General features: G+C 67.9%; 25 protein-coding genes and 1 pseudogene. 12 read left to right on the top strand and 14 right to left on the bottom strand.

The annotated features are described in order from the left end of the window. Positions 1-64: 64 nt before the first annotated feature. Positions 65-1,099 carry an SEC-C domain-containing protein gene (locus tag ACFWAY_RS46630; protein ID WP_378515393.1) on the top strand — a complete coding sequence of 345 codons (1,035 nt, stop codon included), beginning with the start codon at positions 65-67 and terminating at the stop codon, positions 1,097-1,099. 146 nt (positions 1,100-1,245) lie between these two features. After that, positions 1,246-2,592 (top strand): NlpC/P60 family protein, encoded by a 1,347-nt coding sequence (locus ACFWAY_RS46625; protein WP_378515392.1) that lies wholly within the window; start codon positions 1,246-1,248, stop codon positions 2,590-2,592. Positions 2,593-2,672: 80 nt separating this feature from the next. Here the strand turns inward: ACFWAY_RS46625 and greA are convergent, their stop codons facing one another. Beyond that, positions 2,673-3,167, bottom strand: coding sequence for a transcription elongation factor GreA (gene greA / locus ACFWAY_RS46620; protein ID WP_005238978.1), 495 nt, complete (start codon positions 3,165-3,167; stop codon positions 2,673-2,675). A gap of 227 nt (positions 3,168-3,394) precedes the next feature. Next, the gene (locus ACFWAY_RS46615) at positions 3,395-3,820 is read right to left on the bottom strand and encodes a DUF4307 domain-containing protein (RefSeq protein ID WP_378451662.1); all 426 of its coding nucleotides are present in this window, start codon (positions 3,818-3,820) and stop codon (positions 3,395-3,397) included. Between the two features lie 191 nt (positions 3,821-4,011). Between ACFWAY_RS46615 and mca the strand changes: the two genes are divergently transcribed. Genes mca through ACFWAY_RS46600 form a run of 3 tightly spaced genes read left to right on the top strand, consistent with a single transcriptional unit; the run spans position 4,012 to position 7,240 of the window. Then, positions 4,012-4,890 carry a mycothiol conjugate amidase Mca gene (gene mca, locus ACFWAY_RS46610; protein ID WP_378515390.1) on the top strand — a complete coding sequence of 293 codons (879 nt, stop codon included), beginning with the start codon at positions 4,012-4,014 and terminating at the stop codon, positions 4,888-4,890. Beyond that, complete coding sequence (locus ACFWAY_RS46605; protein ID WP_378451660.1) at positions 4,887-5,207, top strand: hypothetical protein; 321 nt, start codon at positions 4,887-4,889, stop codon at positions 5,205-5,207. Before mca ends, ACFWAY_RS46605 begins: the two co-directional genes overlap by 4 nt. Positions 5,208-5,224: 17 nt before the next feature. Continuing rightward, positions 5,225-7,240 carry a thioredoxin domain-containing protein gene (locus ACFWAY_RS46600; RefSeq protein ID WP_378515389.1) on the top strand — a complete coding sequence of 672 codons (2,016 nt, stop codon included), beginning with the start codon at positions 5,225-5,227 and terminating at the stop codon, positions 7,238-7,240. An 8-nt stretch (positions 7,241-7,248) separates the two neighbouring features. Here ACFWAY_RS46600 and ACFWAY_RS46595 read toward each other — a convergent pair whose 3' ends face one another. Beyond that, positions 7,249-7,917 (bottom strand): hemolysin III family protein, encoded by a 669-nt coding sequence (locus ACFWAY_RS46595; protein WP_378515388.1) that lies wholly within the window; start codon positions 7,915-7,917, stop codon positions 7,249-7,251. 161 nt (positions 7,918-8,078) lie between these two features. Here ACFWAY_RS46595 and ACFWAY_RS46590 point away from each other — a divergent pair, with 161 nt between their 5' ends. Further along, positions 8,079-8,846: an isoprenyl transferase gene (locus ACFWAY_RS46590; RefSeq protein WP_378451658.1), complete on the top strand. Its 768-nt coding sequence runs from the start codon at positions 8,079-8,081 to the stop codon at positions 8,844-8,846. A 41-nt stretch (positions 8,847-8,887) separates the two neighbouring features. Here the strand turns inward: ACFWAY_RS46590 and coaA are convergent, their stop codons facing one another. Further along, positions 8,888-9,820, bottom strand: coding sequence for a type I pantothenate kinase (gene coaA / locus ACFWAY_RS46585; protein ID WP_378451657.1), 933 nt, complete (start codon positions 9,818-9,820; stop codon positions 8,888-8,890). 169 nt (positions 9,821-9,989) lie between these two features. On the opposite strand from coaA, the gene ACFWAY_RS46580 reads away from it, so the two are divergent. The 3 genes from ACFWAY_RS46580 (at position 9,990) to ACFWAY_RS46570 (ending at position 14,248) form a co-directional block, all read left to right on the top strand. Next, positions 9,990-11,210 (top strand): DUF885 domain-containing protein, encoded by a 1,221-nt coding sequence (locus ACFWAY_RS46580; protein ID WP_378515387.1) that lies wholly within the window; start codon positions 9,990-9,992, stop codon positions 11,208-11,210. A 66-nt stretch (positions 11,211-11,276) separates the two neighbouring features. Then, positions 11,277-12,572 (top strand): serine hydroxymethyltransferase, encoded by a 1,296-nt coding sequence (glyA, locus tag ACFWAY_RS46575; RefSeq protein ID WP_378451655.1) that lies wholly within the window; start codon positions 11,277-11,279, stop codon positions 12,570-12,572. Positions 12,573-12,880: 308 nt separating this feature from the next. Continuing rightward, positions 12,881-14,248 carry a PhoH family protein gene (locus tag ACFWAY_RS46570; RefSeq protein WP_378451654.1) on the top strand — a complete coding sequence of 456 codons (1,368 nt, stop codon included), beginning with the start codon at positions 12,881-12,883 and terminating at the stop codon, positions 14,246-14,248. 73 nt (positions 14,249-14,321) lie between these two features. Here the strand turns inward: ACFWAY_RS46570 and ACFWAY_RS46565 are convergent, their stop codons facing one another. Continuing rightward, positions 14,322-14,753: a limonene-1,2-epoxide hydrolase family protein gene (locus ACFWAY_RS46565; protein ID WP_378451653.1), complete on the bottom strand. Its 432-nt coding sequence runs from the start codon at positions 14,751-14,753 to the stop codon at positions 14,322-14,324. Positions 14,754-14,779: 26 nt separating this feature from the next. Then, positions 14,780-16,390: a serine hydrolase gene (locus tag ACFWAY_RS46560; protein ID WP_378515385.1), complete on the bottom strand. Its 1,611-nt coding sequence runs from the start codon at positions 16,388-16,390 to the stop codon at positions 14,780-14,782. 150 nt (positions 16,391-16,540) lie between these two features. Between ACFWAY_RS46560 and ACFWAY_RS46555 the strand changes: the two genes are divergently transcribed. Further along, the gene (locus ACFWAY_RS46555; RefSeq protein WP_378515384.1) at positions 16,541-17,398 is read left to right on the top strand and encodes an acyl-ACP desaturase; all 858 of its coding nucleotides are present in this window, start codon (positions 16,541-16,543) and stop codon (positions 17,396-17,398) included. A gap of 60 nt (positions 17,399-17,458) precedes the next feature. Here ACFWAY_RS46555 and ACFWAY_RS46550 read toward each other — a convergent pair whose 3' ends face one another. Both ACFWAY_RS46550 and glpX read right to left on the bottom strand, forming a co-directional pair. Further along, complete coding sequence (locus tag ACFWAY_RS46550) at positions 17,459-18,862, bottom strand: class II fumarate hydratase (RefSeq protein WP_378515383.1); 1,404 nt, start codon at positions 18,860-18,862, stop codon at positions 17,459-17,461. A gap of 99 nt (positions 18,863-18,961) precedes the next feature. After that, the gene (gene glpX / locus ACFWAY_RS46545) at positions 18,962-20,002 is read right to left on the bottom strand and encodes a class II fructose-bisphosphatase (protein WP_378451649.1); all 1,041 of its coding nucleotides are present in this window, start codon (positions 20,000-20,002) and stop codon (positions 18,962-18,964) included. Between the two features lie 189 nt (positions 20,003-20,191). Here glpX and ACFWAY_RS46540 point away from each other — a divergent pair, with 189 nt between their 5' ends. Next, the gene (locus ACFWAY_RS46540; protein ID WP_378515381.1) at positions 20,192-20,761 is read left to right on the top strand and encodes a DUF4245 domain-containing protein; all 570 of its coding nucleotides are present in this window, start codon (positions 20,192-20,194) and stop codon (positions 20,759-20,761) included. A gap of 14 nt (positions 20,762-20,775) precedes the next feature. On the opposite strand, the gene ACFWAY_RS46535 is transcribed toward ACFWAY_RS46540, so the two are convergent. Genes ACFWAY_RS46535 through ACFWAY_RS46525 form a run of 3 tightly spaced genes read right to left on the bottom strand, consistent with a single transcriptional unit; the run spans position 20,776 to position 22,898 of the window. Beyond that, a complete protein-coding gene (locus ACFWAY_RS46535; RefSeq protein ID WP_378451647.1) occupies positions 20,776-21,006 on the bottom strand; it encodes an exodeoxyribonuclease VII small subunit in 231 nt (76 codons plus the stop codon). A gap of 3 nt (positions 21,007-21,009) precedes the next feature. After that, positions 21,010-22,266 (bottom strand): exodeoxyribonuclease VII large subunit, encoded by a 1,257-nt coding sequence (gene xseA, locus ACFWAY_RS46530; protein ID WP_378515379.1) that lies wholly within the window; start codon positions 22,264-22,266, stop codon positions 21,010-21,012. Continuing rightward, on the bottom strand, positions 22,263-22,898 hold the full coding sequence (locus ACFWAY_RS46525; RefSeq protein ID WP_378515378.1) for a lipid droplet-associated protein: 636 nt from the start codon (positions 22,896-22,898) through the stop codon (positions 22,263-22,265). The genes xseA and ACFWAY_RS46525 overlap by 4 nt, the downstream gene beginning before the upstream one ends. A 142-nt stretch (positions 22,899-23,040) precedes the next feature. Here ACFWAY_RS46525 and ACFWAY_RS46520 point away from each other — a divergent pair, with 142 nt between their 5' ends. Beyond that, the gene (locus tag ACFWAY_RS46520; protein ID WP_378515376.1) at positions 23,041-24,051 is read left to right on the top strand and encodes a 4-hydroxy-3-methylbut-2-enyl diphosphate reductase; all 1,011 of its coding nucleotides are present in this window, start codon (positions 23,041-23,043) and stop codon (positions 24,049-24,051) included. A 28-nt stretch (positions 24,052-24,079) separates the two neighbouring features. Here ACFWAY_RS46520 and ACFWAY_RS46515 read toward each other — a convergent pair whose 3' ends face one another. The 3 genes and pseudogenes from ACFWAY_RS46515 to ACFWAY_RS46505 form a co-directional block, all read right to left on the bottom strand. Beyond that, positions 24,080-24,922: a DUF6542 domain-containing protein gene (locus tag ACFWAY_RS46515; RefSeq protein ID WP_378515374.1), complete on the bottom strand. Its 843-nt coding sequence runs from the start codon at positions 24,920-24,922 to the stop codon at positions 24,080-24,082. A gap of 23 nt (positions 24,923-24,945) precedes the next feature. Beyond that, positions 24,946-25,743 (bottom strand): annotated as a pseudogene (locus ACFWAY_RS46510) (DNA recombination protein RmuC); the annotation flags it as partial. Positions 25,744-25,745: 2 nt separating this feature from the next. Continuing rightward, positions 25,746-26,006 (bottom strand): zinc ribbon domain-containing protein, encoded by a 261-nt coding sequence (locus tag ACFWAY_RS46505; protein WP_378451642.1) that lies wholly within the window; start codon positions 26,004-26,006, stop codon positions 25,746-25,748. Positions 26,007-26,126 lie beyond the last annotated feature (120 nt).

Genomic DNA, 26,126 nt, shown 5'->3' with positions numbered 1-26,126 from the left:
CCACGACTTAGGTCATACACCAATCCGCCACCCGCACCACAGTTGACCAGCCATAACACCCTCCATGATCAACTTATCCAGGAAACTCCCGCTAGCCGATCCGGCTGTCGTGGAAGTCGCCGCTCACGAGCTGTTCGACGCGGACGTGGATCCGAGCGTGGTGCTGGAGGCAGCGCAACTGCTGCTCGTGTCGGGACCCCGCGAAGTGAAAGCAGCCGCGTCGTGGATCGCGGGGCGCGCCACCGAGATGGAGGGCTTCCCGGAGCAGGCCGAAGATCATTACCACTACGCTCTCGCCGTGGACGGAGCGTTCGATCCCGCTCTCTTCGACCTTGCCCGCTTCGCGTCGGATCGAGGCGACGCCGTCCGCGGACTGTCGTTGCTGAATCGGATGGCCGGCGGGGACGTAGAGACGCTGCACGCTGTGCTCGAACACTTTCAGCCAACTCCCAGGCCGGGGCTGGGCCGAAACCATCCATGCTGGTGCGGCTCGGGGAAGAAGTACAAGATCTGCCACCTCGGGAAAGGTGACCAACCCTTGTCCGAGCGGGCCGCGTGGCTGTACCAGAAGGCGAAGCTGCACGCGGAGGAGCTCGGCTGGCGGGATCAGATCTTGGAGTTCGCCGAAATTCGGTCCGAGTTCTGGGTCGGTGAGGAGGCGCTGCTCGAGTCGTTGGACGACCCGCTGGTCGCCGACGTCGCACTTTTCGAAGGCGGTGCGTTCACCGACTTCGTCGACAGCCGTGGCGACCTGCTGCCCCCGGACGAGTTCGCACTCGCACGGCAGTGGCAGGAGGTCGAACGGTCGGTGCACGAGGTGGAGGAGGTTCGGCCGGGTGAGGGTCTGACACTGCGGGACCTGCGCACCGGCGACCGGCACGAGATCAGAGAAGGATCCGCGAGCCGGCAATTGCACGTCGGGAATCTGATCTGTGCCCGCGTCGTCCCGGCGGGTGACACGTGGCAGATCTTCGGGGGAATCGAACCGATCGCGCCGGCTCAGCGCGCGCCCCTCCTCGAGATGTTGGACGACGAGACCACGGATCCGGCCGACCTGGTCGAGATCCTCAGCGAACGTTTCGTGACTGTGCGTGGGTGACCGAGGCGACGTGATTCGCCAGGTGCCGCGCTCCCGCAGGTCACGGTAGGAAACGGATCAATCCCGCAGAATCGCCTCGCACCTGCTGTGCCCCGTCGTAACGTGAACTCACTCGGTTAGGTGCACCGAGGAGGAGGAGCGCACGTATGTCAGTTGATGCAGCGGCGATCATCGTGGCGATCACCACCGCAGCGGGGGCCATCGTTCAGGGAGCGGACATACCGCAGCCGGTGAAAGATCAAGCAGCCGAAGCAATTCAGGTGGTCGAGCAGGCCTCGCCCGACGTTCAGAAACAAGTAAACGACGCGATATCGACTCTCCCGGAACCGGCCCGCGTGCAGGCCGAGCAGATGGTGACCCAGGCCTCGGATGTGGTGAAGCAGGCAACCGACCCCTACATTCCGCCGCCGCCCGCCGTCGCGGCGCCGCCGCCTGCCCCGGTTCCCCCGCTGGCACTCCCGGACACTCCACTCGACCAGCCCCCCGCGATGAGCGCCCCCGACGTCGGAACGGCGATCGGGGGCCTCGCCGCTCTGCCGGGGGTCCCGGCCCTGATCAGCGGACTCGGATCGCTGATCCCGTCCGTCCCCGCCGGCTTCCCCGGTGTCTCGCTCGCGCCGGTCGGCGCCATCGCCGTCTTCGCGCCGTGGATCCGCAAGGCCGGGTCGCTGTGCGAAGGCATCAAGCCGCCGACGCTGGCGGCCCTGTATTCGGTCGAGAACGGTTTCCGCTACGGCGCGACGTCACCGGTGTCTCGGGCGGGCGCCCGCGGTCCCGGCCAGTTCATGCCCCCGGCCTGGGCCAAATACGGCAAGGACGCGGACGGCGACGGCAAGGTCGACATCAACGGCGTCGCCGACCCGATGATGGCGTCCGGCCAGATGCTGTGCGACCTGTTCGGGCAGATCGAGGGCTGGAAGAAGGAGGGTGTGGTCAAGGGTGACACCCTCGACCTCACACTCGCCGCCTACAACGCGGGCCCCGGTGCCGTGCGAACGGCCGGTGGAATGCCTGCCGGGAAGTTCGACTACGAGCACGAAACCCAGCCGTACGTCGCGCGGATCCGCTCGCTCGAGGATTCGTTCGCGCGCATGCTGTCGCCGTTCTTCTACGGTGCGGCCGCGGGCGACATGGGCCGCGTCGTCGAGGCGGCCATGCGGTTCATCGGGCTGCCGTACGTCTGGGGCGGCGGCAACATCAACGGACCGTCCGGTGGCGGCTTCGATTGTTCGGGCCTCACCTCGTTCGCGGTGTACGCCGCGACGGGCATCAAGCTGCCTCGCACGTCGGAAACGCAGTGGGGCGTCGGGGTCGAGATTCCGCTGTCCGAGGCCAGGCCCGGAGACCTGTTGTTCGGCAACTGGCAGTCGGGTGGGCCGGGACACGTCGCGATCTACGTCGGAAACGGCCAGATGCTGCACGCCCCGACAACCGGCGACGTGGTGCGCGTCGGTCCCGTATTCGCCGACATGAAGGCCCGCAGGGTCTTCTGATCCCGCTCACCGGCGTCGACGCAAAAAACTCCGGCCCGGGCGCTTGGCCCGGACCGGAGTTTTCGGCGGTTGATCCGAGATCAGCTGTGGTACGGCTCCGCGCTGACGAGCGTCACCTTCATGCTGCTGCCGTTGGGCAGCGTGTATTCGCGGGTTTCGCCGACCTTCGCCTCGAGCAGTGCCCCACCCAGCGGGGAGTTGGGGGAGTAGACCTCGAGCTTGTTGTCGCGTGCACCCTCTTCGCGGGTGGCGATCAGGAACGTCTCGGTGTCCTTCTCGTCGCCGTCGTAGTACACCTTCACCACGGAACCGGGCAGTGCGACACCGGACTGGGTGGGCGCTTCGCCGACCTTCGCGCTGTTCAGGAGTTCCTGAAGCTGGCGGATGCGTGCCTCCTGCTGACCCTGCTCTTCGCGGGCCGCGTGGTAGCCACCGTTCTCCTTCAGATCGCCCTCTTCGCGACGCTCGTTGATCTCGGCGGCGATGACCGGACGATTGGCAATGAGCTGGTCGAGTTCGCTCTTGAGCCTGTCATGTGACTCCTGGGTCAGCCAGGTCACCTGGGTCTCGGTCATCTCGATCACTCCCTCGTAGTTGGAGCCGCCGGGCTCCCTCGACAGACCACTGCAACAGCAGTGATCAACGGCTCGGCACAATTCGACGGCCGGGGCCGTTCGATTTCCGCCTTGCCGCCAATGCAGCAATACACGGTTCCAAACCGGAACCGTGTACCTGGCGATTCTAGCACGATCGGGGAGTGCAAACCCCGAATAACCCGAACGGTCGCTCGGCTGCGCTGGTCTCAGCCGCCGGTCAGATAGGCGGGAACGTCCAGGCTGCAGCCGTAGATGTCGCCCATCGCGGGCGGGCGCGACGTGTAGACAGGGGCGGTGACTTTCACCGTCTGGTCTTCGCCGCCGGCGATGTACACCTCGCGCCGGCCGGTCTCGGAACCGTCCTTGGAGCGGGAGCGGACGATGCAGACCGCGGCCTGGGACGGATCCTCGCGGGTGACGGTGAACGTGATGTCCAGCTGCGAGTCACTCACCAGATCGAACGACGTGGCCTCACTGTCGATCTCGGAGACGGCGAACTTGTTGTAGGCGACGAACGCCACGATCACGCCGACGACCACGACCGCCGCGGACAGCGCCCACACGAGCCAGCGCTTCGGGCGCGCAGGCTTTGCCGCGGCTGTGTATCGGCCCGGGGGAAGCGTTCTCGTCATCTCTCAACTCTCGTACCGCTCCGGTTCCACGTAACTCACAGCACTCGAGCGGGGGCACGGCTGCAAGCGGAACTCTCGGGTGGAACTATAGAGGACGTGCGTCAGTGCGCCGTCAGCGATGGCGGAGGGCGAGAGCGCGCGACACGGACAAGCCGGCAACGGCTACTGGCGAAGTTGAGGTGAACGAATACGTGAGCGGATTCCGGCTCATGGCCGTCCATGCCCATCCCGACGACGAGTCGAGCAAGGGTGCCGCGACAACGGCCCGTTACGCCGCAGAGGGCAACGAAGTGAAGGTCGTGACGTTGACCGGTGGTGAACGTGGCGACATCCTCAACCCCGCGATGGACGTGCCCGGGGTGCGTGACCGCATCCACGAGGTCCGCATCGAGGAAATGGCCGAGGCGGCGCGCATCCTCGGAGTCCAGCACCAGTGGCTGGGATTCGTCGACTCCGGTCTCCCCGAGGGCGACCCGAAGCCGCCGCTGCCGGAGGGCTGCTTCGCGCTCGTTCCGCTCGAGGAGCCGACCGAGGCGCTGGTGCGTGCGATCCGCGAGTTCCGTCCGCACGTCATGACCACGTACGACGAGAACGGCGGCTACCCGCACCCCGATCACATCCGCTGCCACGAGGTGTCGATGGCCGCGTACGAGGCCGCCGCCGACCCGGAGCGGTTCCCCGACGCCGGCGAACCGTGGAAGGTGCAGAAGGTCTACTACTCGCACGGCTTCATCCGGAAGCGCCTCCTGCAGTTCCAGGAGGAGTACGACCGCCGCGGCGAAGAGTTCCCGATGGCCGAGTGGCTCAAGAAGTGGAAGACCGAGCAGGGCGACCTGATGGCACGCGTCACCACCCAGATCACGTGCGGCGACTACTTCCCGCAGCGTGACGACGCGTTGCGGGCTCACGCGACGCAGATCGACCCGAACGGCTCGTTCTTCGCGGTTCCGCTCGAGATCCAGCAGAAGATCTGGCCGACCGAGGAATTCGAGCTCGCCAAGACCCGGGTCACCACCTCCATCCCGGAGAACGATCTGTTCGCGGGCATCAACGAGGACGGACAGCAGTGAATGCGTTGACGGTGAACATTCTGGCCGGCGCGGCGGACGTGCTGGCGCAGACGCCGAGCAGCCCGTCCGGTCCCGAGTTCGGCAAGGCGTCGCCCATCGGCCTCGTCGTCATTCTCGCGTTGCTCGCGGGTGTGGTGCTGCTGGTGCGTTCGATGAACAAGAAACTCAAGAACCTGCCCGAGACGTTCGAGCCGGAGCATCCCGAACCGGACCAGGAAGTGGACGAGGGCACCGACCGCGGCGCGATCCACGGTGGCGGCGTGAGCGGCACCGAACCGCCGAAGCCCACGGACACCCCGCCCAACCTGCAGAAGTAGTCGAACAGGAGCTGGACATGGACCCACGCGCACAGAACACACTCGGTGGGTCCACCAGCCCCTATCTGCGACAGCACGCCGACAACCCCGTGCACTGGCAGCAGTGGGGTCCGGAGGCGACCGAGTGGGCGCGCGAGCGGGACGTCCCGATCCTGTTGTCGATCGGATACTCGGCGTGCCACTGGTGCCACGTGATGGCCCACGAGTCCTTCGAGGACGAGGCGGTGGCGTCGCTGATGAACGAGCATTTCGTGTGCGTCAAGGTCGACCGCGAGGAGCGTCCGGACCTCGATGCCGTGTACATGAACGCCACGGTCGCGATGACCGGCCAGGGCGGCTGGCCGATGACGTGCTTCCTCACTCCCGACGGCGCCCCGTTCTACTGCGGCACCTACTACCCGGCCGAGCCGCGCGGTGGGATGCCGTCGTTCACCCAGTTGCTGGGAGCCATCGCCGACACGTGGCGGGACCGCCGCGGTGACGTCGACGAGGCGGCCGCCTCGGTGGTCGCCGAGCTGCGGCGGGGAGCCGGCGGGATCCCCGAGGGTGATGTCCGGGTGGACGCAGCCCTGCTGGACGCGGCCGCCGGAGCCGTGCTGGCGGACGAGGACGCCGACCGCGGAGGGTTCGGGGGAGCCCCCAAGTTTCCGCCGTCCGCGCTGATGGAAGGCCTGCTGCGCACCTACGAGCGGTCCGGCGGCGACGACGTGCTCGGCGTGGTGGCGCGGACGGCGTCGGCGATGGCGCGCGGCGGCCTCTACGACCAGCTCGGCGGCGGATTCGCCCGGTACTCGGTCGACGCCGCGTGGGTGGTGCCGCACTTCGAGAAGATGCTCTACGACAACGCCCAGTTGCTGCGCGCGTACGCGCACCTGGGGCGGCGCACGGGCTCGGACCTGGCCGTCCGCGTCACCGAGGAGACCGTCGAGTTCCTGCTGCGCGATCTGCGCACCGGCAACGGGTCGTGCGCGTCCGCCCTCGACGCCGACACCGAGGGTGTCGAGGGACTCACGTACGTGTGGACCCCGGAGCAGCTCGTCGAGGTCCTCGGTCCAGAGGACGGGGAGTGGGCGGCCCGGGTGTTCGCGGTGACCGCGGCCGGCACGTTCGAGGCCGGCACGTCCGTCCTGCAGCTTCCGCGCGATCCGGACGACTGGGACCGCTGGCGCCGGATCCGGGACACGCTGCTCGCCCAGCGTGCGACGCGGCCGCAGCCGGGACGCGACGACAAGGTGGTCACCGCCTGGAACGGCCTCACGATCACCGCACTCGCCGAGGCCGGTGCCGGGCTCGGCAGGCCGGAGTGGGTGGCCGCGGCCGCCGACTGCGCGCGTGCGGTGCTGGGATTGCACGTCGTCGACGGGCGTCTGCGGCGGGCGTCCCTGGGAATGTCCGTCGGCGAATCGGCCGGGGTGCTCGAGGACTACGCCTGCCTGGCGACGGGCCTTCTCGCGTTGTATCAGGCGACCGGCGACAGCGAGTGGCTGACGCACGCGCAGGCTCTGCTCGACCGCGCCCTGATTCATTTCGCCGACGAGGAGCGGCCGGGCAGCTGGTTCGACACCGCCGACGACGCCGAAACCCTGGTGACCCGTCCCCGTGACCCGGTCGACGGTGCGACGCCGTCCGGAGCGTCGTGTCTGGTCGAGGCGCTGCTCACCGCGGCCGCGGTGGCCGACGTGGAGGCGTCGGGACGGTACGCGACCGCGGCCGCCGAATCGCTCGACCGGGTGGCACTGCTTCTGGAGCGCGCGCCGCGATCGGCCGGGCACTGGCTCGCGGTGGCCGAGGCGTCGGTGCGCGGCCCGATCCAGGTGGCCGTGGCAACCGACGGCGATTCCACCCTGCTCCGGGAGGCGCGCAGACTCGCTCCCGGCGGTGCCGTCGTGGTCGGCGGCGCACCGGACTCGTCACCGCTGCTCGCCGACCGGCCGCTGGTCGGCGGCGCGTCCGCGGCGTACGTGTGCCGCGGGTTCGTGTGTGACCGCCCGGTGTCGACGGTCGAGGACCTCGGTGTCGCGTTGAGCCGGTAGTCCCGCGGTTACCGAAACACCACCAGCCACACGGCGATGTAGTGGCACAGGGCCGCGATGACGGTGGCGGCGTGGAAGAACTCGTGATGCCCGAACGTGGTCGGCCAGGGGTTGGGCCACTTGGTGGCGTAGAGGATCGCGCCGACCGAGTACAGGATGCCGCCGATCAGCAGCAGCACCATCGGGAGGACGCCGACCTCGTGCGTCAGTTCGGGTGCGACGGGGACGATGGCCCAGCCGAGCAGCAGGTAGAGCGGCACCCCGACCCAGCGTGGTGCCGTCGGCCACAGCATTTTCAGCGCGACCCCCGCGACCGCCCCCGCCCATACGACGATCAGCAGCGTCCGGCCCGTGTCGGGCGGAAGTCCCAGCACCGCGAACGGGGTGTAGCTGCCGGCGATGAACAGGAAGATCATCGAGTGGTCCGCGCGCTTCATCCACGTGCGAGCCGAGACGGTGTTCCAGTGGATGCGGTGGTAGGTGGCGCTGACCCCGAACACACCGCACACCGTGAGGCTGTAGACGGCGGTGGCGAGCGCCGCTTCCCCGGACACCTGGGTGCCCGACAGTGTGACGAGGACGATGCCGGCGATCACGGAGACGCCGAACGCCCACAGGTGAATCCACCCTCGCAGTCGGGGCTTGACGGGCAGTTCGTCGAGGCCGAAAGCGGTCACTGAACACCTCTTCTCGCTGTGCGTGGCGCTAACCTACGCAACCGTAGGTTAGCTTGTGGTGAGAGCGTACCCGTCGGTAGCAGGAAGTCGTGCGCTGTGTGACGGCCGTCGCGGATCGTCTTCGGCTGCGGCGTAGTCTTGCGTGTCATGGTGATCTCCAGGTGAGTGCGCGAGGACTGCTGTACAGCATCTACGAGCGTCGGCTACTGAAGCGGCTCGACGGTCTACAGCACCCTCGGCACATTGCCGTGATGTGCGACGGCAACCGGCGGTGGGCCCGGGAGAACGGCTTCGAGGACGTCAGCCACGGCCACCGCATGGGCGCCCTGAAGATCTCCGAAATGCTCGGCTGGTGCGACGCCGCGGGCATCGAGATGGCCACCATCTACCTGCTGTCGACCGAGAACCTGCGCCGCGACCCCGGGGAACTCGACACCCTGCTCGAGATCATCACGGACGTCGTCGAGGAGATCTCCGGCCCCGACAAGAACTGGAGCGTCAAGATCGTCGGCGCCCTCGACCTCCTGCCCGCCGAACAGTCGCGGCGTCTTCGCGACGCGGCCGCCGGGACCGAGGGTCGCACCGGCACCCACGTCAACGTCGCGATCGGCTACGGCGGCCGCCAGGAGATCGCCGACGCCGTGCAGTCACTGCTGAGCGAGAAACTCCTCGCGGGACTGTCGGGGGACGACCTCGTGAAATCGATCACAATCGACGGCATCGACGGTCACCTTTACACATCCGGCCAGCCCGACCCCGACCTCGTGATCCGCACGTCGGGGGAGCAGCGGCTGTCGGGGTTCCTGCTGTGGCAGAGCGCCTACTCCGAGATCTGGTTCACGGAGGCGTACTGGCCCGAGTTCCGGCGCGTCGACTTCCTCCGCGCGCTGCGCGACTACGCCGCCCGGCACCGCAGGTTCGGCATCTGACGTGAGCGGCGAAGCGTGCCCGAACACACTTCGCCACTCACCTACAGCTTGCGCAGACGCAGCCGGTTGATCGAATGATTCGCGTCCTTGCGCAGCACGAGCGTGGCGCGCGGACGCGTCGGCAGGATGTTCTCCACGAGGTTCGGCCGGTTGATGTTGTGCCAGATCTCCTGAGCGGCGGCCGTCGCGTCCCGGTCGGACAATCCGGCGTAGTGGTGGAAGTGCGCGTCGGGATCGGAGAACGACGTCTTGCGCAGCGCGAGAAAACGCTGGATGTACCAGTTCTCGATGTCCTCGATGCGGCCGTCGACGTAGATCGAGAAGTCGAACAGGTCCGACACCATGAGCCGGGGACCGGTCTGCAGCACGTTCAGGCCCTCGATGATGAGGATGTCGGGCTGCCGGATCAGGTGGTACTGGCCCGGGATGATGTCGTACGAGATGTGTGAATAGACCGGCGCGGCCACCTCTTCGGCCCCCGACTTCACCTCGGTGACGAACCGCAGCAGCTTGCGGCGGTCGTAACTCTCGGGAAAGCCCTTGCGGTGCATGATCCCGCGGCGGTTCAGCTCGGCCGTCGGATACAGGAAGCCGTCCGTCGTCACCAGGTCGACGCGCGGGTGGTGCTCCCACCGAGCGAGGAGGGCCTGGAGGACACGGGCGGTGGTGGACTTGCCGACCGCGACACTGCCGGCGACGCCGATCACGAACGGCACCTGCTGGTCGGGGTGCTTCTCGCCGAGGAACGTCGCGGTCGCGGCGAACAGTCGCTGCCTGGCCGCGACCTGCAGGTGGATCAGACGCGACAGCGGCAGGTACACCTCTGCGACCTCTTCGAGGTCGATCTGCTCGCCGAGGCCCCGCAGTCCGTACAGCTCTTCCTCGGTCAGGACGAGTGGCGTCGACTTACGCAGTGTGCGCCACTGCTTCCGGTCGAATTCGACGTACGGACTGGACTCGCTCGTCCGCGCCATCAGTTCCGCTCACACTCGGGTACACGGGGGAGTGAGCGGTCCATGCCCAGAATCTCTGCCGTCGTCGTTGCGCTGGCGAGTAGCGGTTGCATAGTCGGATTGTGCTTGGTGCCACAGGCTGCGCTGTCGGCGGGTCGGGCAGACGCGTCTGCGACTAAGGTCGGACGGCATGGAATCCGTTTCGTTCGTACGCGAATACTTGCTGCTCGGGCTGGGTTTCGACCGGCTGGAGGAAGGATTCGTCGACGCGTATACCGGCGATCCCGCGCTGCGCAGGCAGGTGGAGAACGCGCCGAAGCCCGATCCGCGCGATCTCGCGCGCACGGCGGCGAACCTCCGCGCCGAGTTGCCGTCGGCGGGACTGTCCGAGGAGCGGACCCGGTTCCTCGACGTCCATCTCCGCGCCCTCGAATGCTCGGGGCGCAAGTTCGCGGGTGACGACGTCGGCTTCGTCGACGAGGTCGAGGCGTACTTCGACGTCCGCATCGAACGCGGCGACGAGGAGCAGTACCGGGAGGCGCACCGGAAGATGGACGCCGTGCTGCCCGGAACGGGGCCGCTTGCCGAACGCATCCAGGCCCACCGCGCGAAGGACGAGATCCCCGCGGACCGGTTGCAGGAATGTGTCGACGCCTTCTCCAGTGCGCTGCGCGACCTCGTGCGGGAGCACTACGCACTGCCCGACTCGGAGGTCGTCGAGTACGAGGTGGTGGGCGACAAGCCGTGGTCGGGGTTCAACTACTACCTCGGCGACTACCGTTCCCGGGTCGCGATCAACTCCGACCTCAAGCAGCACATGTCGAACCTGCCGCGGCTGATCGCGCACGAGTCCTACCCCGGCCACCACACCGAGCACTGCCGCAAGGAAGCCGGACTGGTCGGCGCGGGACAGCTCGAGCAGACGTTGTTCGTCGTCAACACCCCGCAGTGCCTGATGGCCGAGGGACTCGCGGACCTCGCGCTCGAATCGATCGTCGGGTCCGACTGGGGGCTGTGGGCGCAGGAAATTTACGCCGACCTGGGCCTGCGATTCGACGGTGAGCAGGCGCAACGCCTGTCCGGGGCGTCCGGGCAGCTGCTCGGTGTGCGGCAGGACGCGGCGATGATGCTGCACGACGAGGGCCGCAGCCACGACGACGTCGCCGCGTTCCTGCAGCGGTGGAGCCTGTCGACCCCCGAGCGGGCCAGGCAGTCGCTACGGTTCCTGTCGTCGCCGCTGTGGCGGGCGTACACCAGCACCTATGTGGAGGGATACCGCCTGCTCGGCGGCTGGCTGGCCGAGGTGCCCGTCGGTGCGGAGCGGTCGGAGCGGTTCCGTCGACTGCTCGACGAGCCGCTCGTGCCCAGCGTCCTGCGCGCCGGTGAGGGGTACCTCACCACGGGCGGTTAGGAAGTCCTCACGGGTACTTCGTAGACTGGGAGCATTCGTTTCCGCATCCAGCTTGGAGATCCCTCGATGACCGCTGTGCCCGGTACCGACGTCAACACGGCCCCCCTAGCCGAACTCGACCCCGAAGTCGCCCAGGCCATGGCAGGTGAGCTGGCCCGTCAGCGCGACACGCTGGAGATGATCGCGTCGGAGAACTTCGTTCCCCGCGCGGTCCTCCAGGCTCAGGGCAGCGTCCTCACCAACAAGTACGCCGAGGGATACCCGGGACGCCGCTACTACGGTGGCTGCGAGCACGTCGACGTCATCGAGGATCTCGCCCGCACCCGCGCCAAGGAACTGTTCGGCGCCGACTTCGCGAACGTCCAGCCGCACTCCGGCGCACAGGCCAACGCGGCGGTGCTGATGGCCCTGATGAACCCGGGTGAGAAGCTCCTCGGCCTCGACCTGGCGCACGGCGGCCACCTCACGCACGGCATGAAGCTGAACTTCTCCGGCAAGCTCTACGACGTCGCGTCGTACGGGGTCAGCAAGGAAGACCACCGCATCGACATGGACGAGGTCCGCAAGATCGCCGTCGCCGCGCAGCCGAAGGTCATCGTCGCCGGCTGGTCCGCGTACCCGCGTCACGAGGACTTCGCCGCGTTCCGTTCGATCGCCGACGAGGTCGGCGCGTACCTGTGGGTCGACATGGCGCACTTCGCGGGCCTGGTCGCGGCCGGGCTGCACCCGTCGCCCGTGCCCTACGCCGACGTCGTGTCCAGCACCGTCCACAAGACGCTCGGCGGGCCCCGGTCCGGCCTGATCCTGGCCAAGCAGGAATGGGCGAAGAAGCTCAACTCCGCCGTATTCCCCGGCCAGCAGGGCGGGCCGCTGATGCACGCCATCGCCGCCAAGGCCGTCTCCCTGAAGATCGCCGGCACCGAGGAGTTCAAGGATCGTCAGCAGCGCACCCTGACCGGCGCGAAGATCCTCGCCGAGCGCCTGACCGGCTCGGACGTCGTCGACAAGGGTGTCAGCGTCCTCACCGGCGGCACCGACGTGCACCTCGTGCTCGTCGACCTGCGCAACTCGCAGCTCGACGGCCAGCAGGGTGAGGACCTTCTTCACGAGGTCGGCATCACCGTCAACCGCAACGCGGTGCCGTTCGACCCGCGCCCGCCGATGGTCACGTCCGGCCTCCGGATCGGCACGGCGGCGCTCGCATCGCGCGGGTTCGGGGACGAGCAGTTCACCGAGGTCGCCGACATCATCGGCACCGCACTCGCCGGATCGTCCGACGTCGAGACGCTGAAGTCCCGCGTGTCGAAGCTCGCCGCCGACTTCCCGCTGTACGAGGGTCTCGAGGACTGGCGCCTGATCTAGGCGGCTCCGCCGCCCGTGCGTGGCCTGCGAGTGCAAGGACTCGTTAACCACGCACGGGCGCCGAAGGCGCCTCCACGTAACGTGATGTTCACCGACACGCCCGCCGCTCGCACGGCCGTCCGGCGTGTTTGGCAGTACCGTCTGGGGTAACAGGCAGCGGGGAAGTTGCTTGTACGGGAGGTCCTGATCGTGGCTGACACACTCAGTGCGAGGGGGCCGGCGCCCGGCCCTCGTGTGGTGACACACCAGGGACGGACCGGTCCAGCGAACCGAGTTTGCGTGGGTGCCACGCAGACCTAGGAGCCAACGTGACTGCTTCACGCTCCGTCTCAGCCCGCGTCGGACGCTCGTCCGCCGCCCCCAGGAAATCGTCGGATTCTGCAGTTCGTACATTCGTACTCGATACCTCCGTACTGCTGTCCGACCCCTGGGCCGTCACCAGGTTCGCCGAGCACCGTGTGGTGCTTCCCCTCGTCGTGATCAGCGAGCTCGAAGGGAAGCGGCACCACCACGAGTTGGGATGGTTCGCAAGAGAATCGCTGCGCATGCTCGACGACCTCCGTCTGGAATACAGTCGTCTCGACCAGCCCGTGCCGATCGGCACCGAGGGCGGCACCCTGCAGGTCGAGCTGAACCACACCGACCCGTCGGTTCTCCCGGTCGGATTCCGCACGGACAGCAACGATTCGAGGATCCTGGCCTGCGCACTGAACCTCGAGGCCGAGGGTGGTGACGTCGTCCTGGTCAGCAAGGACATCCCGCTGCGTGTGAAGGCCGGTGCGGTGGGTCTTCCCGCCGACGAGTACCACGCCCACGACGTCGTTCCGTCGGGTTGGACGGGGATGGCCGAACTGGACGTGGCGTCCTCGTCGATCGACGAATTGTTCTCCGAGGGTGTCGTCGATCTGGAGGAGGCTCGGGAGCTTCCGTGCCACACGGGTATTCGGCTGCTGGGTGGTTCGTCGAGCGCATTGGGCCGCGTTAACGCCGAGAAGCGGGTGCAGTTGGTGCGGGGGGAGCGTGAGGCGTTCGGTCTGCACGGACGTTCGGCCGAGCAGCGGATCGCCCTGGACATCCTGCTGGACGACAGTGTGGGCATCGTGTCGCTGGGCGGCAAGGCGGGCACCGGCAAATCGGCGCTGGCGTTGACGGCCGGGCTGGAGGCCGTGCTCGAGCGTCGCACGCAGCGGAAAGTCGTTGTCTTCCGGCCGCTCTACGCGGTGGGCGGGCAGGAACTCGGCTACCTGCCGGGTAGCGAGAGCGAGAAGATGGGCCCGTGGGCCCAGGCGGTCTTCGACACTCTCGACGGCCTCGCCAGCACCGAGGTGATGGACGAGGTGATCAGCCGCGGCATGCTGGAAGTGTTGCCACTCACGCATATTCGCGGACGGTCACTGCACGATTCGTTCGTGATCGTGGACGAGGCGCAGTCGCTGGAACGCAACGTGCTGCTCACGGTGCTCTCCCGCCTCGGCAGCGGCTCCAGGGTGATCCTCACCCACGACGTCGCACAGCGCGACAACCTGAGGGTCGGACGTCACGACGGTGTGGCCGCGGTGATCGAGAAGCTCAAGGGGCATCCGCTGTTCGCGCACATCACGTTGACGCGCAGTGAGCGTTCGCCGATCGCGGCGCTCGTGACGGAGATGCTGGAGGAGTTCGGGCCGACGCCGTAGGCGCCTGCCGCGCAGCGTGTTCCGCCCGATGTCGCACGGTCCGATCGGACCGAGGTGACATCGGGCGGACACGTCAGAAGGCGCGCACGATCCCTTTGAGCGTGCCCCACAGGAAATCCCGGCTGCTGAAGTAGTCGCGCCAGACGGCGATCTTGCCGTCCTTCATCTCGAACGTGCCGCACACCCAGAATTCGCTGCGCACCCGCTTGTAGATCAGGATGTCGGTACGTTCGGTCAGCACGGCTGTTCCGTCGCCGGCGATGTGGTGCAGGCGCACGTCGAATCCGACACCGGGGCGGCTCATTCCGCGGAGTATCCGCATGACGGAGTCGAGGCCGCGGATCTTGGGCAGGGACACGTTGTGCCACACGATGTCCTGGTGGAGATACTGCCGTGCGGTGTCCGGGTCGCCGGCGACGAGTGCGTCCAGGAAGGCCCGGACGATCTGGACGTCTGCCGTGTCCGTTCGAGTGGTTCCCGTCGGTGTGTGCGAGTTCGTGCTCATGATCTTCTCCCCGTCGATGTCTCGGCTCAGCGGACGAATGTCCCGCGGCCTTCCGTGTCGTAGTACTCGAGTGTGACGTTGTTGCCGGCGAACGTGGCCTTCGAGATGGTTCCGGGTGGGGCGTTCTCACCGCCGGGTGTGAAGGTGAAGGTGTCGCCGTCCCAGTGGGTGAGTGGGAAGGTCTGACCGGCGGGTCCGAGTTGGAGCGACAGCGCGCCGTTGCTCTCGGTGACGACGGCGGGACCCCAATACGGGTTGCCGTAGGTGCCCGCGTAGGTCGGGAGGGGTTGCGATGGCGACGGGTTCGCGGGGGCCGTCTGGCCGACGAGACTGCCCTCGGGCTCGTCCATCGGCGCGATGGCCTGCCGGTACAACGATCTCCAGTCCTCGCGGATCTCCCCGAACTGCACGAGGTCGGCGAACTCGGCGGTGAGGGCCTCGGGAATGCCGATGGGCGACCCGTTGGTCAGTGCGACGATGGCGACGTCGGCGGACGGTATCGCGACGAAGTTCGTCGCCACCCCGAGCTGGAACCCGCCGGAGTGGCTGAGGGAGACCCGGCCCGCCGACGTGGTCGAGACGTTGAACCCGTAACCGTAGGACCCCGGACGGCTGTCCATCGAACGGGGTGGGCTGGACACCATCTGGGGACTGACCGCGGGAAGCAGTGCGTCGGCGGACACGATCTCCTTGCCCTCGAACGTTCCGTCGGCCAGCAGCATCGCCAGCCATTTGCCCACGTCGTTTACGGACGAGCTCACCCCGCCTGCGGGGGACTGCGCGTCGGGGTTGCGTACCGCATCGGCGACGTACTTGCCGTCGACGAGTTGGTGCGCGACTGCGCGGTCGCTGCGGGCCTGATAATCGGCGAATCGCGAACTCGTGGAGGACATCCCCAGCGGCTGGTAAATCGCCTGCTCGGAGAGCGTCGCCCAATCGGTCCCGGATGCCGCCGCCACGGCCTCCGCCGCCGCGGTGAGGCCGAAGTTGGTGTATTCGTAGGTGATCCGGAACGGGTTCAGCGGGTCGAGCCGTAGCTTGTCGAGCACCTGCCGCTGGTTGTAGCCCATATCCTCGAGCAGATCGCCGGCATGATCGGGCAACCCCGACCGGTGCGAGTACAGATCGCCCACCGTGACGTGCTCGGTGACCCACGGGTCGGCGAGGGCGAAACCGGGCAACTTGGACGCCACGGGAGTGTCCCAGCCGACGACGCCGGCATCGACCTGATGGGCCACCACCGTGGACCCCACCGGCTTCGACATCGACGCCAGCTGGAACACGGTGTCGGCGTCCACCTTCTGATCGGCGCCCGCCTCGCGCACCCCGAAACCCTTCGCATAGACGGTCTGCCCACCGTGGACGACGGCGACCGCCATGCCCGGAAGTCCGGAACTCTCCATCAACTTGTTCGCCAGTTCGTCGAGACGGCCCACGGCGTCGTCGATCTGACCGTCGGGGATGTCGACGCCCGCGACCGTGCCCGGGTTCGGCGGCTGGGAGGACTGCGAGGTGGGGTTCGCGCCGGACGTCGCGGCGGACCCGGAGTCGTCCGTGTCGGAGCCACAACCCGTCACGAGTGACCCGCCGAGCGCGAGAGCCGACAGAAGTATCGTCAGGTTCCGATGTCTGCGCATTGGTGATCCTCTGCTCGGGCCCGGGGTACACCGCAAGCCTAACGACTGCAAGCCCATGACCAGGCTGTTTTCGTCACAACGTCGGCGTTGTTCCCGTCGAATTCACCAGTGGTCGACCCCGCGCCGGGGCGCGGACGCTACGGTGTGCGGATGCCGATTGAAAAGAATGACTCGCAGCTGCTCAGTGAGCTGGCCCCGGTGGTGGACGAAAACCTCACACGTCACATCGCCGAGGCGGACGGCTGGCAGCCGCACGATCTGGTTCCCTGGGACCAGGGCAAGAACTTTGCGTTCATGGGTGGAACGGATTGGTCGGCAGATCAGTCGACCCTGAGCGACGTCGAGGCGCTCGCGCTGACCGTGGGTGTGCTGGTGGCGGACAACGTCCCCGCATACCACCGGGAGATCGCCAAGCACCTCGCCCAGGTGGGCCCGTGGTGGCGCTGGGTGGGCCGCTGGACCGCGGAGGAGAACCGGCACTCCATCGTGCTCCGGAACTACCTGATGGTGACGCGTGCCGTCGACCCCGTCGCCCTCGAGCGCGCCCGGATGGACGAGATGGTCCGCGGCTACGCGATGCCGCCGATGCACCTGCTCGAGATGCTCGCGAACTCCGCGTTCGAGGAAAAGGCCGCGGCGGTGCGTCATCACAACACGGCAGCACTCGGCGAGGATGCGCTGGTGGCCGTGATCGCCGAGCGGCTGGCCACGGACGACGAACTGCAGTCGCTGTTCTACCGGAACATCGTCGAGGCCGCGTTCGAGCTGGTACCCGACCAGACGATGCGGGCCATCGCGTCGCGCATCGAGGCGTTCGACGTTCCGAGCGTGGCACTGCCCGGCGGAACCGACAGCACCGCAGTGCTCGCCGAGGCCGGCATCTACGACCCCGCCCAGCAGGGGGAGAAGGTGTTCGCTCCGCTGCTCCGCTCATGGAACATCGCCGGGCGCACCGATCTCGGACCGGAGGGCGAGAAGGCCCGCGACGAGCTGTCGGCGTTGCTGTAGGACTTCTGCGCGAGAAGGGCCCGCACTCCAGGCGAGTGCGGGCCCTCTCCGTCGGCAGGGTCAGTCCTTGACCTTCGCCATCGCCAGCACGTCGAGACGCTTGTCGAGTTCTTCTTCGCTCAGCTTGTCGCCGATCAGACCCCGGTCGACGACGGTCTCGCGGATGGTCTTCTTCTCCTTCAGCGCCTGCTTGGCGACGGCCGCGGCCTCCTCGTACCCGATCGCGGAGTTCAGTGGCGTCACGATGGACGGCGACGATTCCGCGAGGGTCTTGAGGTGCTCGGTGTTCGCGACGAGCCCCACGACGCACCGGTCGGCGAACAGCCGCGTGACGTTGGCCAGCAACGTCAACGATTCGAGCAGGTTCCGCGCCATCATCGGGATGTAGACGTTGAGTTCGAATGCGCCCGCGGCACCGCCCCAGGCAACCGCGGCATCGTTGCCGACCACCTGTGCGGCGACCTGGGTGGCAGCCTCCGGGAGCACCGGATTGACCTTGCCGGGCATGATCGAACTGCCGGGCTGCAGGTCGGGGAGACGGATCTCGCCGAGACCGGTGAGCGGTCCCGATCCCATCCAGCGGATGTCGTTGGCGATCTTGGTGAGGGACACCGCGATCGTGCGCAGCGCGCCGGACGCCTCCACCAGGCCGTCCCGCGCCGCCTGCGCCTCGAAACTGTTCTTCGCCGGTATGAGGGCGTCGACGCCCGTCGCCTTGACCAGTTCGGCGACGACCTTCGGGCCGAACCCGTCGGGGGCATTGAGCCCCGTTCCGACCGCGGTGCCGCCGATGGGCAGCTCACCGAGCCGGGGAAGGCAGGCCACGACCCGCTCCATCCCCGCCTCCATCTGGCGGGCGTAACCGCCGAACTCCTGACCGAGGGTCACCGGGACGGCGTCCATGAGGTGGGTGCGGCCCGACTTCACGACATGCTTCCACTCGGTGGACTTGTCGAGCAGGGCCAGGCGCAGGTGGTCGAGGGCGGGGAGGAGGTCCTTCACCGCGGACTCGGTGGCCGCGACGTGCGTCGCGGTGGGAAAGGTGTCGTTGGACGACTGCGACATGTTGACATCGTCGTTGGGGTGGACGACTAAACCGTTCGCCGCGGCGATCGACGCGATCACCTCGTTGGCGTTCATGTTGGAACTGGTGCCCGAGCCCGTCTGGAAGACGTCGATGGGGAACTGATCGTCGTGGTTGCCCTCGGCGATCTCGCCCGCCGCGGCAATGATGGCGTCCGCTTTCTCGGGGTCGAGGAGGCCGAGGTCCTTGTTGACCTGCGCGCAGGCTGCCTTCAGCAACCCCATTGCACGTATCTGGGTGCGCTCGAGACCTCGACCGCTGATCGGGAAGTTCTCGACGGCGCGCTGAGTTTGCGCGCGCCACAGGGCATCCACGGGCACCCGCACCTCGCCCATGGTGTCGTGTTCGATCCGGTACTGCTGCTCGCTGCTCTCGGTCATGCGTCAAACATGCCACTTCCGAGCGCGTCGTGGGGGCGCTCCCCGTGCGCCTTTCTGGTAGCCGGAGCTACCGGAAAGGCGCACGAGCAGCGGAGCCGCCTAGAACGTCGGCGGAACGGCGCCGTCCTCGCCCGTGAAGTCCACGGACGAGTACTCGCGCAGCTTCTCGAGACGGTGGTACGCGTCGATCATGCGGACGGTGCCCGACTTCGACCGCATCACGATCGACTGGGTCGAGGCGCCGCCGCCGTAGTAGCGGACACCGCGGAGCAGGTCGCCGTCCGTGACACCGGTGGCGCAGAAGAAGACGTTCTCACCGGACACGAGATCTTCGGTGGTCAGCACGCGATCCAGGTCGTGGCCTGCGTCGATGGCCTTCTGGCGCTCGGCGTCGTCGGTCGGGGCCAGCCGGCCCTGTAGCGAACCACCCATACAGCGCATGGCGGCGGCGGCGATGATGCCCTCCGGGGTTCCACCGGTGCCGATCAGGATGTCGGTGCCCGAGTCCGGACGCGCGGCGGCGATCGCACCCGCGACGTCACCGTCGGAGATGAGGCGGATGCGGGCGCCGGTATCCCGGACCTCCTGGATGAGCCTGGCGTGCCGGGGACGGTCGAGGATGCAGACCGTCACGTCGGAGGTGGACGCCTTGCGGACCTTCGCGACACGCTTGATGTTCTCGGCGACGGGCGCGGTGATGTCGATGACATCGGCGGCGTCGGGACCGACGGCGATCTTCTCCATGTAGAACACGGCGGACGGGTCGAACATCGCGCCGCGCTCGGCGACTGCGAGGACGGCGATCGCGTTGGGCATGCCCTTCGCCATCAGGGTGGTGCCGTCGACCGGGTCGACGGCGAAGTCGCATTCGGGTCCGTCGCCGTTGCCGACCTCTTCGCCGTTGAACAGCATCGGGGCTTCGTCCTTCTCGCCCTCGCCGATGACGACGACGCCGCGCATCGAGACCGAGCTCACGAGCTGGCGCATGGCGTCGACGGCGGCGCCGTCGCCACCTTCCTTGTCGCCACGGCCGACCCAGCGACCGGCAGCCATCGCACCAGCCTCGGTGACTCGGACCAATTCCAGAGCAAGATTTCGGTCCGGGGCCTCGCGGCGACTCGACGTGGTGCTAGCCGTCATGGGCAGTGCCTCCTGGTGCAGTCACGGTCGACGTTGTACGTCGACGCTGTGTCGGTGGCCGTCGGCCGCCGAGTGTCGGGTGGATCTCAGTGCTGATTCTCCCAGAAAGAAGTGTGACGTGCGCTGCTGGGGCGTGAATCACGGGACCGAGAATCGTTGTTCCGGGACCGACCCTGGATACTGGTGGGCGTGGCATCTGATAAACCCCGCATCCTGCACAACAACCGCGACATGGTGTGGTCGCTCGTACCCCTTGTCCTGTTCTGCGTACTGATCGCGGGTATCGCCAGCCAGTGCACGTTCAGCCCGGGCGGGCCCACCAGTGGTCCGATCCCCAGCTTCGACGTCGACGCGGCGCTGAAGTACGACGCGCAGGACCTTCCGTTCCCGGTACGGAAGCCGGAGACGCCGGAGGGCTGGACGCCCAACTCGGGCAGCCGCAGCATCGTCAGCGGCGACGGCGGCGGCGATTCGAGCACCGTCGGATTCATCACCGAGGCCGGCCGCTACATCCAGCTGACGCAGAGCAACGCCGCCGAGACGGTGCTCGTGCCGTTCGTCGCGGGTGGTCCGCGTACAGCGACGGGAACCGAGAACATCGCAGGTCACAGCTGGATCGTGTACGGCGGGGAGGGTGTCGAGCCGATCTGGGTCTCCGACTTCGGCGACGTCCGGCTCCTCGTGACGGGCAGTGCGTCACCCGAGGCGTTCGAGCTGCTCACCACCGCCGCGGCCGACGCCCCGATCCTCGCGGCCTGACGGCCGGGGGTGTCTCAGCCCTCGTCCTCGGCGTGGGCGAGCGCCGTCTCGACGCGCTTGCGCGCCCCGGCGAGGTGCTCCTCGCAGCGTTTGGCCAGGGCCTCGCCGCGCTCCCACAGCGCGAGTGACGCGTCGAGGTCGAGGCCGCCCTGTTCGAGCACCTTGACCACGTCGACGAGTTCGTCGCGCGCCGCCTCGTAGCCGAGCTCCGCGGTGTCGGTGTCGTTTCCGGTGGGCTTACTCATGTCCTACTTGTCCTTTCCCATCACCGCGGCACGGATTGCGCCGTCGGCGACTCGAACGCGAATCTGGGTGCCCGGTGGGGCGTCGTCGACCGAGCGCAGTACCTCGGGATCGCCGTCGGGCACGATCCGCTGAACCACGGAGTAGCCGCGGGCCAGGGTCGCGGCGGGCCCGAGGGTCGTCAGCCGTGCGAGCAGGTGCTCGATCGTGGTGCTCTCCGCGGCGATCGCCCGGCTGATGTCGCGTCGCCCGGCCTCCCGCGGTCGTTCGATCTCGTCCGACCGGTGGTCGAGTGCGCGCAGCGGATCGGCGAGCACCGGCCGGCTCCGCAGCTGGGCGATCAGGTGCGACTCGCGCTGCACCCAGTTGCGCAGCGCAGCCGCGCTCCGCGACCGCAGTTCGCCGACGAGTGCCTGCTCGGCGACGGCGTCCGGTACGACCCGCTTGGCGGCGTCCGTCGGTGTCGCGGCCCGCACGTCGGCGACGTGATCGCTGAGCGGACTGTCCGGCTCGTGACCGATGGCGCTGACCACCGGAGTTCGGCAAGCGACGATCGCGCGGCACAGGGTCTCGTCGGAGAACGGCAGCAGGTCCTCCACACTGCCGCCGCCGCGCGCGAGGATGATCACGTCGACGTGCGGGTCGGCGTCCAGTTCCTTCAACGCGTCGAGCATCTGCGGAACGGCGGTCGCGCCCTGCACCGGGGTGTTGCGTACCTCGAAGCGCACGGCGGGCCAGCGGCGCTGCGCCACGCTGAGGACGTCGTGCTCGGCGGCGCTGGCGCGACCGGTGATCAGCCCGATGGTGCCCGGCAGGAACGGCAGCGGACGCTTCAGCCGAGGGTCGAACAGGCCCTCCGCGGCCAGCAGCGCACGCAACCGCTCGATCCGGGCCAGGAGTTCACCGATCCCGATCGCGCGGATCTCCGTCACCCGCAGCGAGACCGAACCCCGGCCGGTATAGAACGACAACTTGCCGAACATCACCACCCGGCTGCCCTCGGTGAGCGGGACGGGGGAGTTCTGCAGCAGCTGCGGGGAGCAGGTCACCGACAACGACATGTCGACGGACGGATCCCGCAGCACCAGAAACGCGGTCCGGGTTCCCGGACGCGCGTTGATCTGGGTGATCTGTCCCTCGACCCAGACACTCCCGAGCCGGTCGATCCACTGTGCGACCTTGGCCGACACGGTGCGGACCGGCCAGGGCTGCTCGGCGGTACTCGGTCCGGTACTGGCTGTGCGGGGCTGTGCGGAGGTCACTTGGCCTTGGCGGAGGTGATGCGGTTGGTCAGCATGGTCTGGAACGGCGCGCGCGCCAGGGTCGCGTTCTCGTAGTCCAGCAGCGTCGTGAGGTCCTCGACGGACAGGCTGCGCAGGCGCGCCCGCAGCTGGGCGAGCGTCAGCGTGCCGTAGTCGAGTACGACGGCGATCTCGGGTTCAGCCACCGTCGGCGCGGAGGTCGCGGCCTTCTTGCTCGCCGACTTCACGGGGGCGGCGCCGTTGGTGGTGGCGGCGGGAGCAGCCTTCGGGGTCGAGACCTTCTCGGGAGTGCTCTCGTCCTGCGGACTCAGCGAGTACAGGGCGAACCGGCCCGGTCCGGCCGGCCGCTCGTCGGTCACGCCGTCGACGGCGGGTTGCGGATCGGTGTCGTCGTCGAAGACGGCCCAGGCCGGCTGCTCGTCGTCGTGGGTCCAGTTGATCAGTGCGAAAGCTTGGTCGCCCTTGATGGCCAGCGCCGTCATGGACTGCTGAACACGCATCGTGGTCTGCAGCACCTGACTGACCGCGGTCATGGGCAGGGTCGCCGCGGTGGTCGGCAGTTTCCTGGCCTCTTCGACGGCCGTCACGGCGATTCCAGCGGCGACACGCGCCACGAACGGGGGACGAATCATTCCCACAGCCTGCCTGACAACGGCACGTTTGGGTAGCCGACGTGCCCACAGCGTCGACGACTTCGGTGCGACGATGCGCACACTACTCGGCGGAGGCCCCGCGAAAGTGTCGTCCGTCCGGGGTGACCCGTAGTCTGGAACCATGTCTTCGGCTGTTCCACTCAATGTGGGTATCACACGTTCGGCAGATTCGGGAGCGTCGCGTGTCGACGGCGAGAAGCGCGTACTGCTCGCGGAGCCTCGCGGCTACTGCGCCGGCGTGGACCGCGCCGTCGAGACCGTGGAGAAGGCGCTCGAGAAGCACGGCGCCCCGATCTACGTGCGCAAGGAGATCGTCCACAACCGGCACGTCGTCGAGACGCTGTCCAATCAGGGTGTCGTCTTCGTCGACGAGACCGACGAGGTTCCGGAGGGCGCGCTGCTGGTGTTCTCCGCCCACGGCGTATCTCCCGCGGTCCACGAATCGGCCGCGGCGCGCAACCTGCGCACCATCGACGCCACGTGCCCGCTGGTCACGAAGGTCCACCAGGAAGCCAAGCGCTTCGCCCGCGACGACTTCGACATCCTCCTGATCGGCCACGAGGGCCACGAGGAAGTGGAGGGCACCGCCGGCGAGGCACCCGATCACGTGCAGCTGGTCGACGGACCCGACTCCGTCGACGCCGTGACCGTCCGCGACGAATCGAAGGTCATCTGGTTGTCGCAGACCACGTTGAGCGTCGACGAGACGATGCAGACCGTCGCCCGGCTGCGGGAGCGTTTCCCGAATCTGCAGGACCCGCCGAGCGACGACATCTGCTACGCCACCCAGAACCGTCAGGTGGCGGTCAAGGCGATGGCGCCCGAATGCGACCTCGTCATCGTCGTCGGATCCCGCAACTCCTCGAACTCCGTTCGCCTCGTCGAGGTCGCACTGAATGCGGGCGCGAAGGCGTCGTACCTGGTCGACTACGCGCGCGAAGTGGATCCGGCCTGGCTCGACGGCGTCCGAACGGTCGGGATCACCTCCGGTGCGTCCGTGCCGGAGATCCTGGTGCGCGGTGTGATCGATCTGCTCGACGAGCACGGATTCCACGACGTCCAGCCGGTCACCACGGCGAACGAGACGCTGGTCTTCGCACTGCCGCGCGAGCTGCGCGCCGCGCGGACCTGATCGGCCCGCTACCTGCCCTGTCCCTGCTCTAGCGGGGCTGCTCCGTCTCGAACGGCGGCTCGTACCGGTCGCGGTAGCGCACCTGCGGAATGGGGTGGGCAGGCACGTCGGAGTTCGGCCGGGGTCGCGGCGTCGCCCGCGGCGGGACCGAACGCGGCGCCTGAGTGCTACGCGGAGGTGTCGAGCGGGGTGCCTGTGCGGCCCGGTCGACCATCGGTGGTGGGGGCGCCGTCCGTCCGCCCGACGAGGACGAGCGGCGAGGCGGTGGAGTGGCTGCCCGTCGCGCCGAGCGGGGGTGCTCCCGTGCAGCGTCCTTGTCACGCGCCCGACGCGCCGGCGGAGACTGCTCCGACCCCTCGGCTGCGCGCCGAGGACGGGCAGAGCGTGGCTCCCGCTGCGCGCGTCGCCGCTCCGACGTGCGAGCGGGGCCGGTCTTGCGTTGCTGCAGCAGGAAAAGGCGGAGTCCACCGATCAGCAGCGTTACCACGGTGGCGGCAAGCATGACCGGAAACCGGTTGACCAGCGGGTACGCGACGTTGATCGCCAGGTCTTTCAACGCGGTGCTGTTCTCCTCCGCGATCAGACTCTGCCCGAGCGGCACCGCGACGAACAGGATCAGCGGCGGCTGGACGATCGCGGTGAACAGCGCCCGATTGCCGGCAGCCGCCACGGCGAGAACACAGCCGAGGAAATAGAACGTGGAGAACGCGGCCGTGAGTTCGGTGCCACGAGCCGCATCGACAGCGAATCCGACAAAGGTGACCCCGACGGCCAGGAGAATGACACCCCACCAGGGGAGACCGGGGACCGTAGGGACAATCGACCGCCTGTCGAGCGGCACCCCAGAGCGAGCACGTTGGGTTGCAGACACACAACGACAGTAGCGGCAACTTGTTAACTGGCCTCGTTGGCGTGACCGGTAGAGCCTGAGAGATCCTCGAGATTTGTGCGTCGCGGCCACGAATCGACGGCGCTGACCTCGGTGACGTCCCCGTCGAACACGTCGAGGTCGTGGAGCTTGCGTGCGGTGACTGTGACCCGGGACTCCATCGACGCGACGGTGAGATTGAACGAGTCGACGGCCTTGCCGAGTTGTGAGCCGAGGCGGTCGAGGTGCGCGCCGACCGTGCCCAGCCGCGAATACAGCTCCCGGCCGAGCTGGTGGATTTTCGCGGCGTCTTGAGACAGCGCCTCCTGCCGCCAGGTGTGCGCGATGGTCCGCAGCAACGCGATGAGGGTGGTGGGGTGGCGAGGATCACGTTTCGCGAGAACGCGTGAGCAGCCCGGAGTCGGCGGTCAGCGCCGCGTCCAGGAACGGATCACCGGGCACGAACAGCACCACGAACTCCGGCGTCGGGTCGAACGACTCCCAGTACGTCTTGTCGGCCAACTGGTCGACGTGCGTGCGCAGCTGCCGGGCGTGCCGGGTGAGGTGCTGTTCCCTAGCGGTCGGGTCTTCCGTCTGCGCGGCGTCCACCGGCCATGGACGCCGCGGAACCCACCTCGCCCTGGCAGCCGACCTCGGCGCCGGTAGGCCGCGAACGGGACCTTGGCGTCGACCACGATCTGCTTGCCGCCCGCGAGGTACACGAGCAGGTCGGGACGGACACCGTCCTTCGGCACCTGGGTGTCGAAGTCGCAGTGCCGGATCATCCCGGCCAGTCGACCACCCGGCTCCAGCTGGATCTCGCCGTTCATGTTGAGTGTTGTCTAGTGCACTCGGCATGAGTGCCCGGGTTACCCCGGTCACGTTTACCATCCGGTGGTGTTCCCGCAGCGATACCGTCTGCCCGCCGGGCGGCGGGTCTTATGGTTGGTTTCTGTCGGGCGTCTTTCACGTCTCGTCCGCAACTCGCCGAAGACGCACCACCGTCACCAGCTGCGAGGGCAGCGAGGTTGAGGGCGGCGTTGTGATCACGATCCGCGCGGTATCCGCACGCATCGCAGGTGAACACCCGAACTGTCAGGGGCAGTTTGGTCTGCCACGTGCAGTCCGGTGCCGGCCCACTCGGTCTTGTAGGTCAGTTGTCGCCGAATCTCGGCGAGCGCCGCATCACCGAGGGCCCGATTCAATC

Origin of the sequence: Rhodococcus sp. NPDC059968 (assembly GCF_042738615.1) — a bacterium.
GTDB lineage: Bacteria > Actinomycetota > Actinomycetes > Mycobacteriales > Mycobacteriaceae > Rhodococcus_F.
Note: the sequence above shows the minus strand (reverse complement) of the source record. Positions and strands in the feature narration are given on the sequence as shown.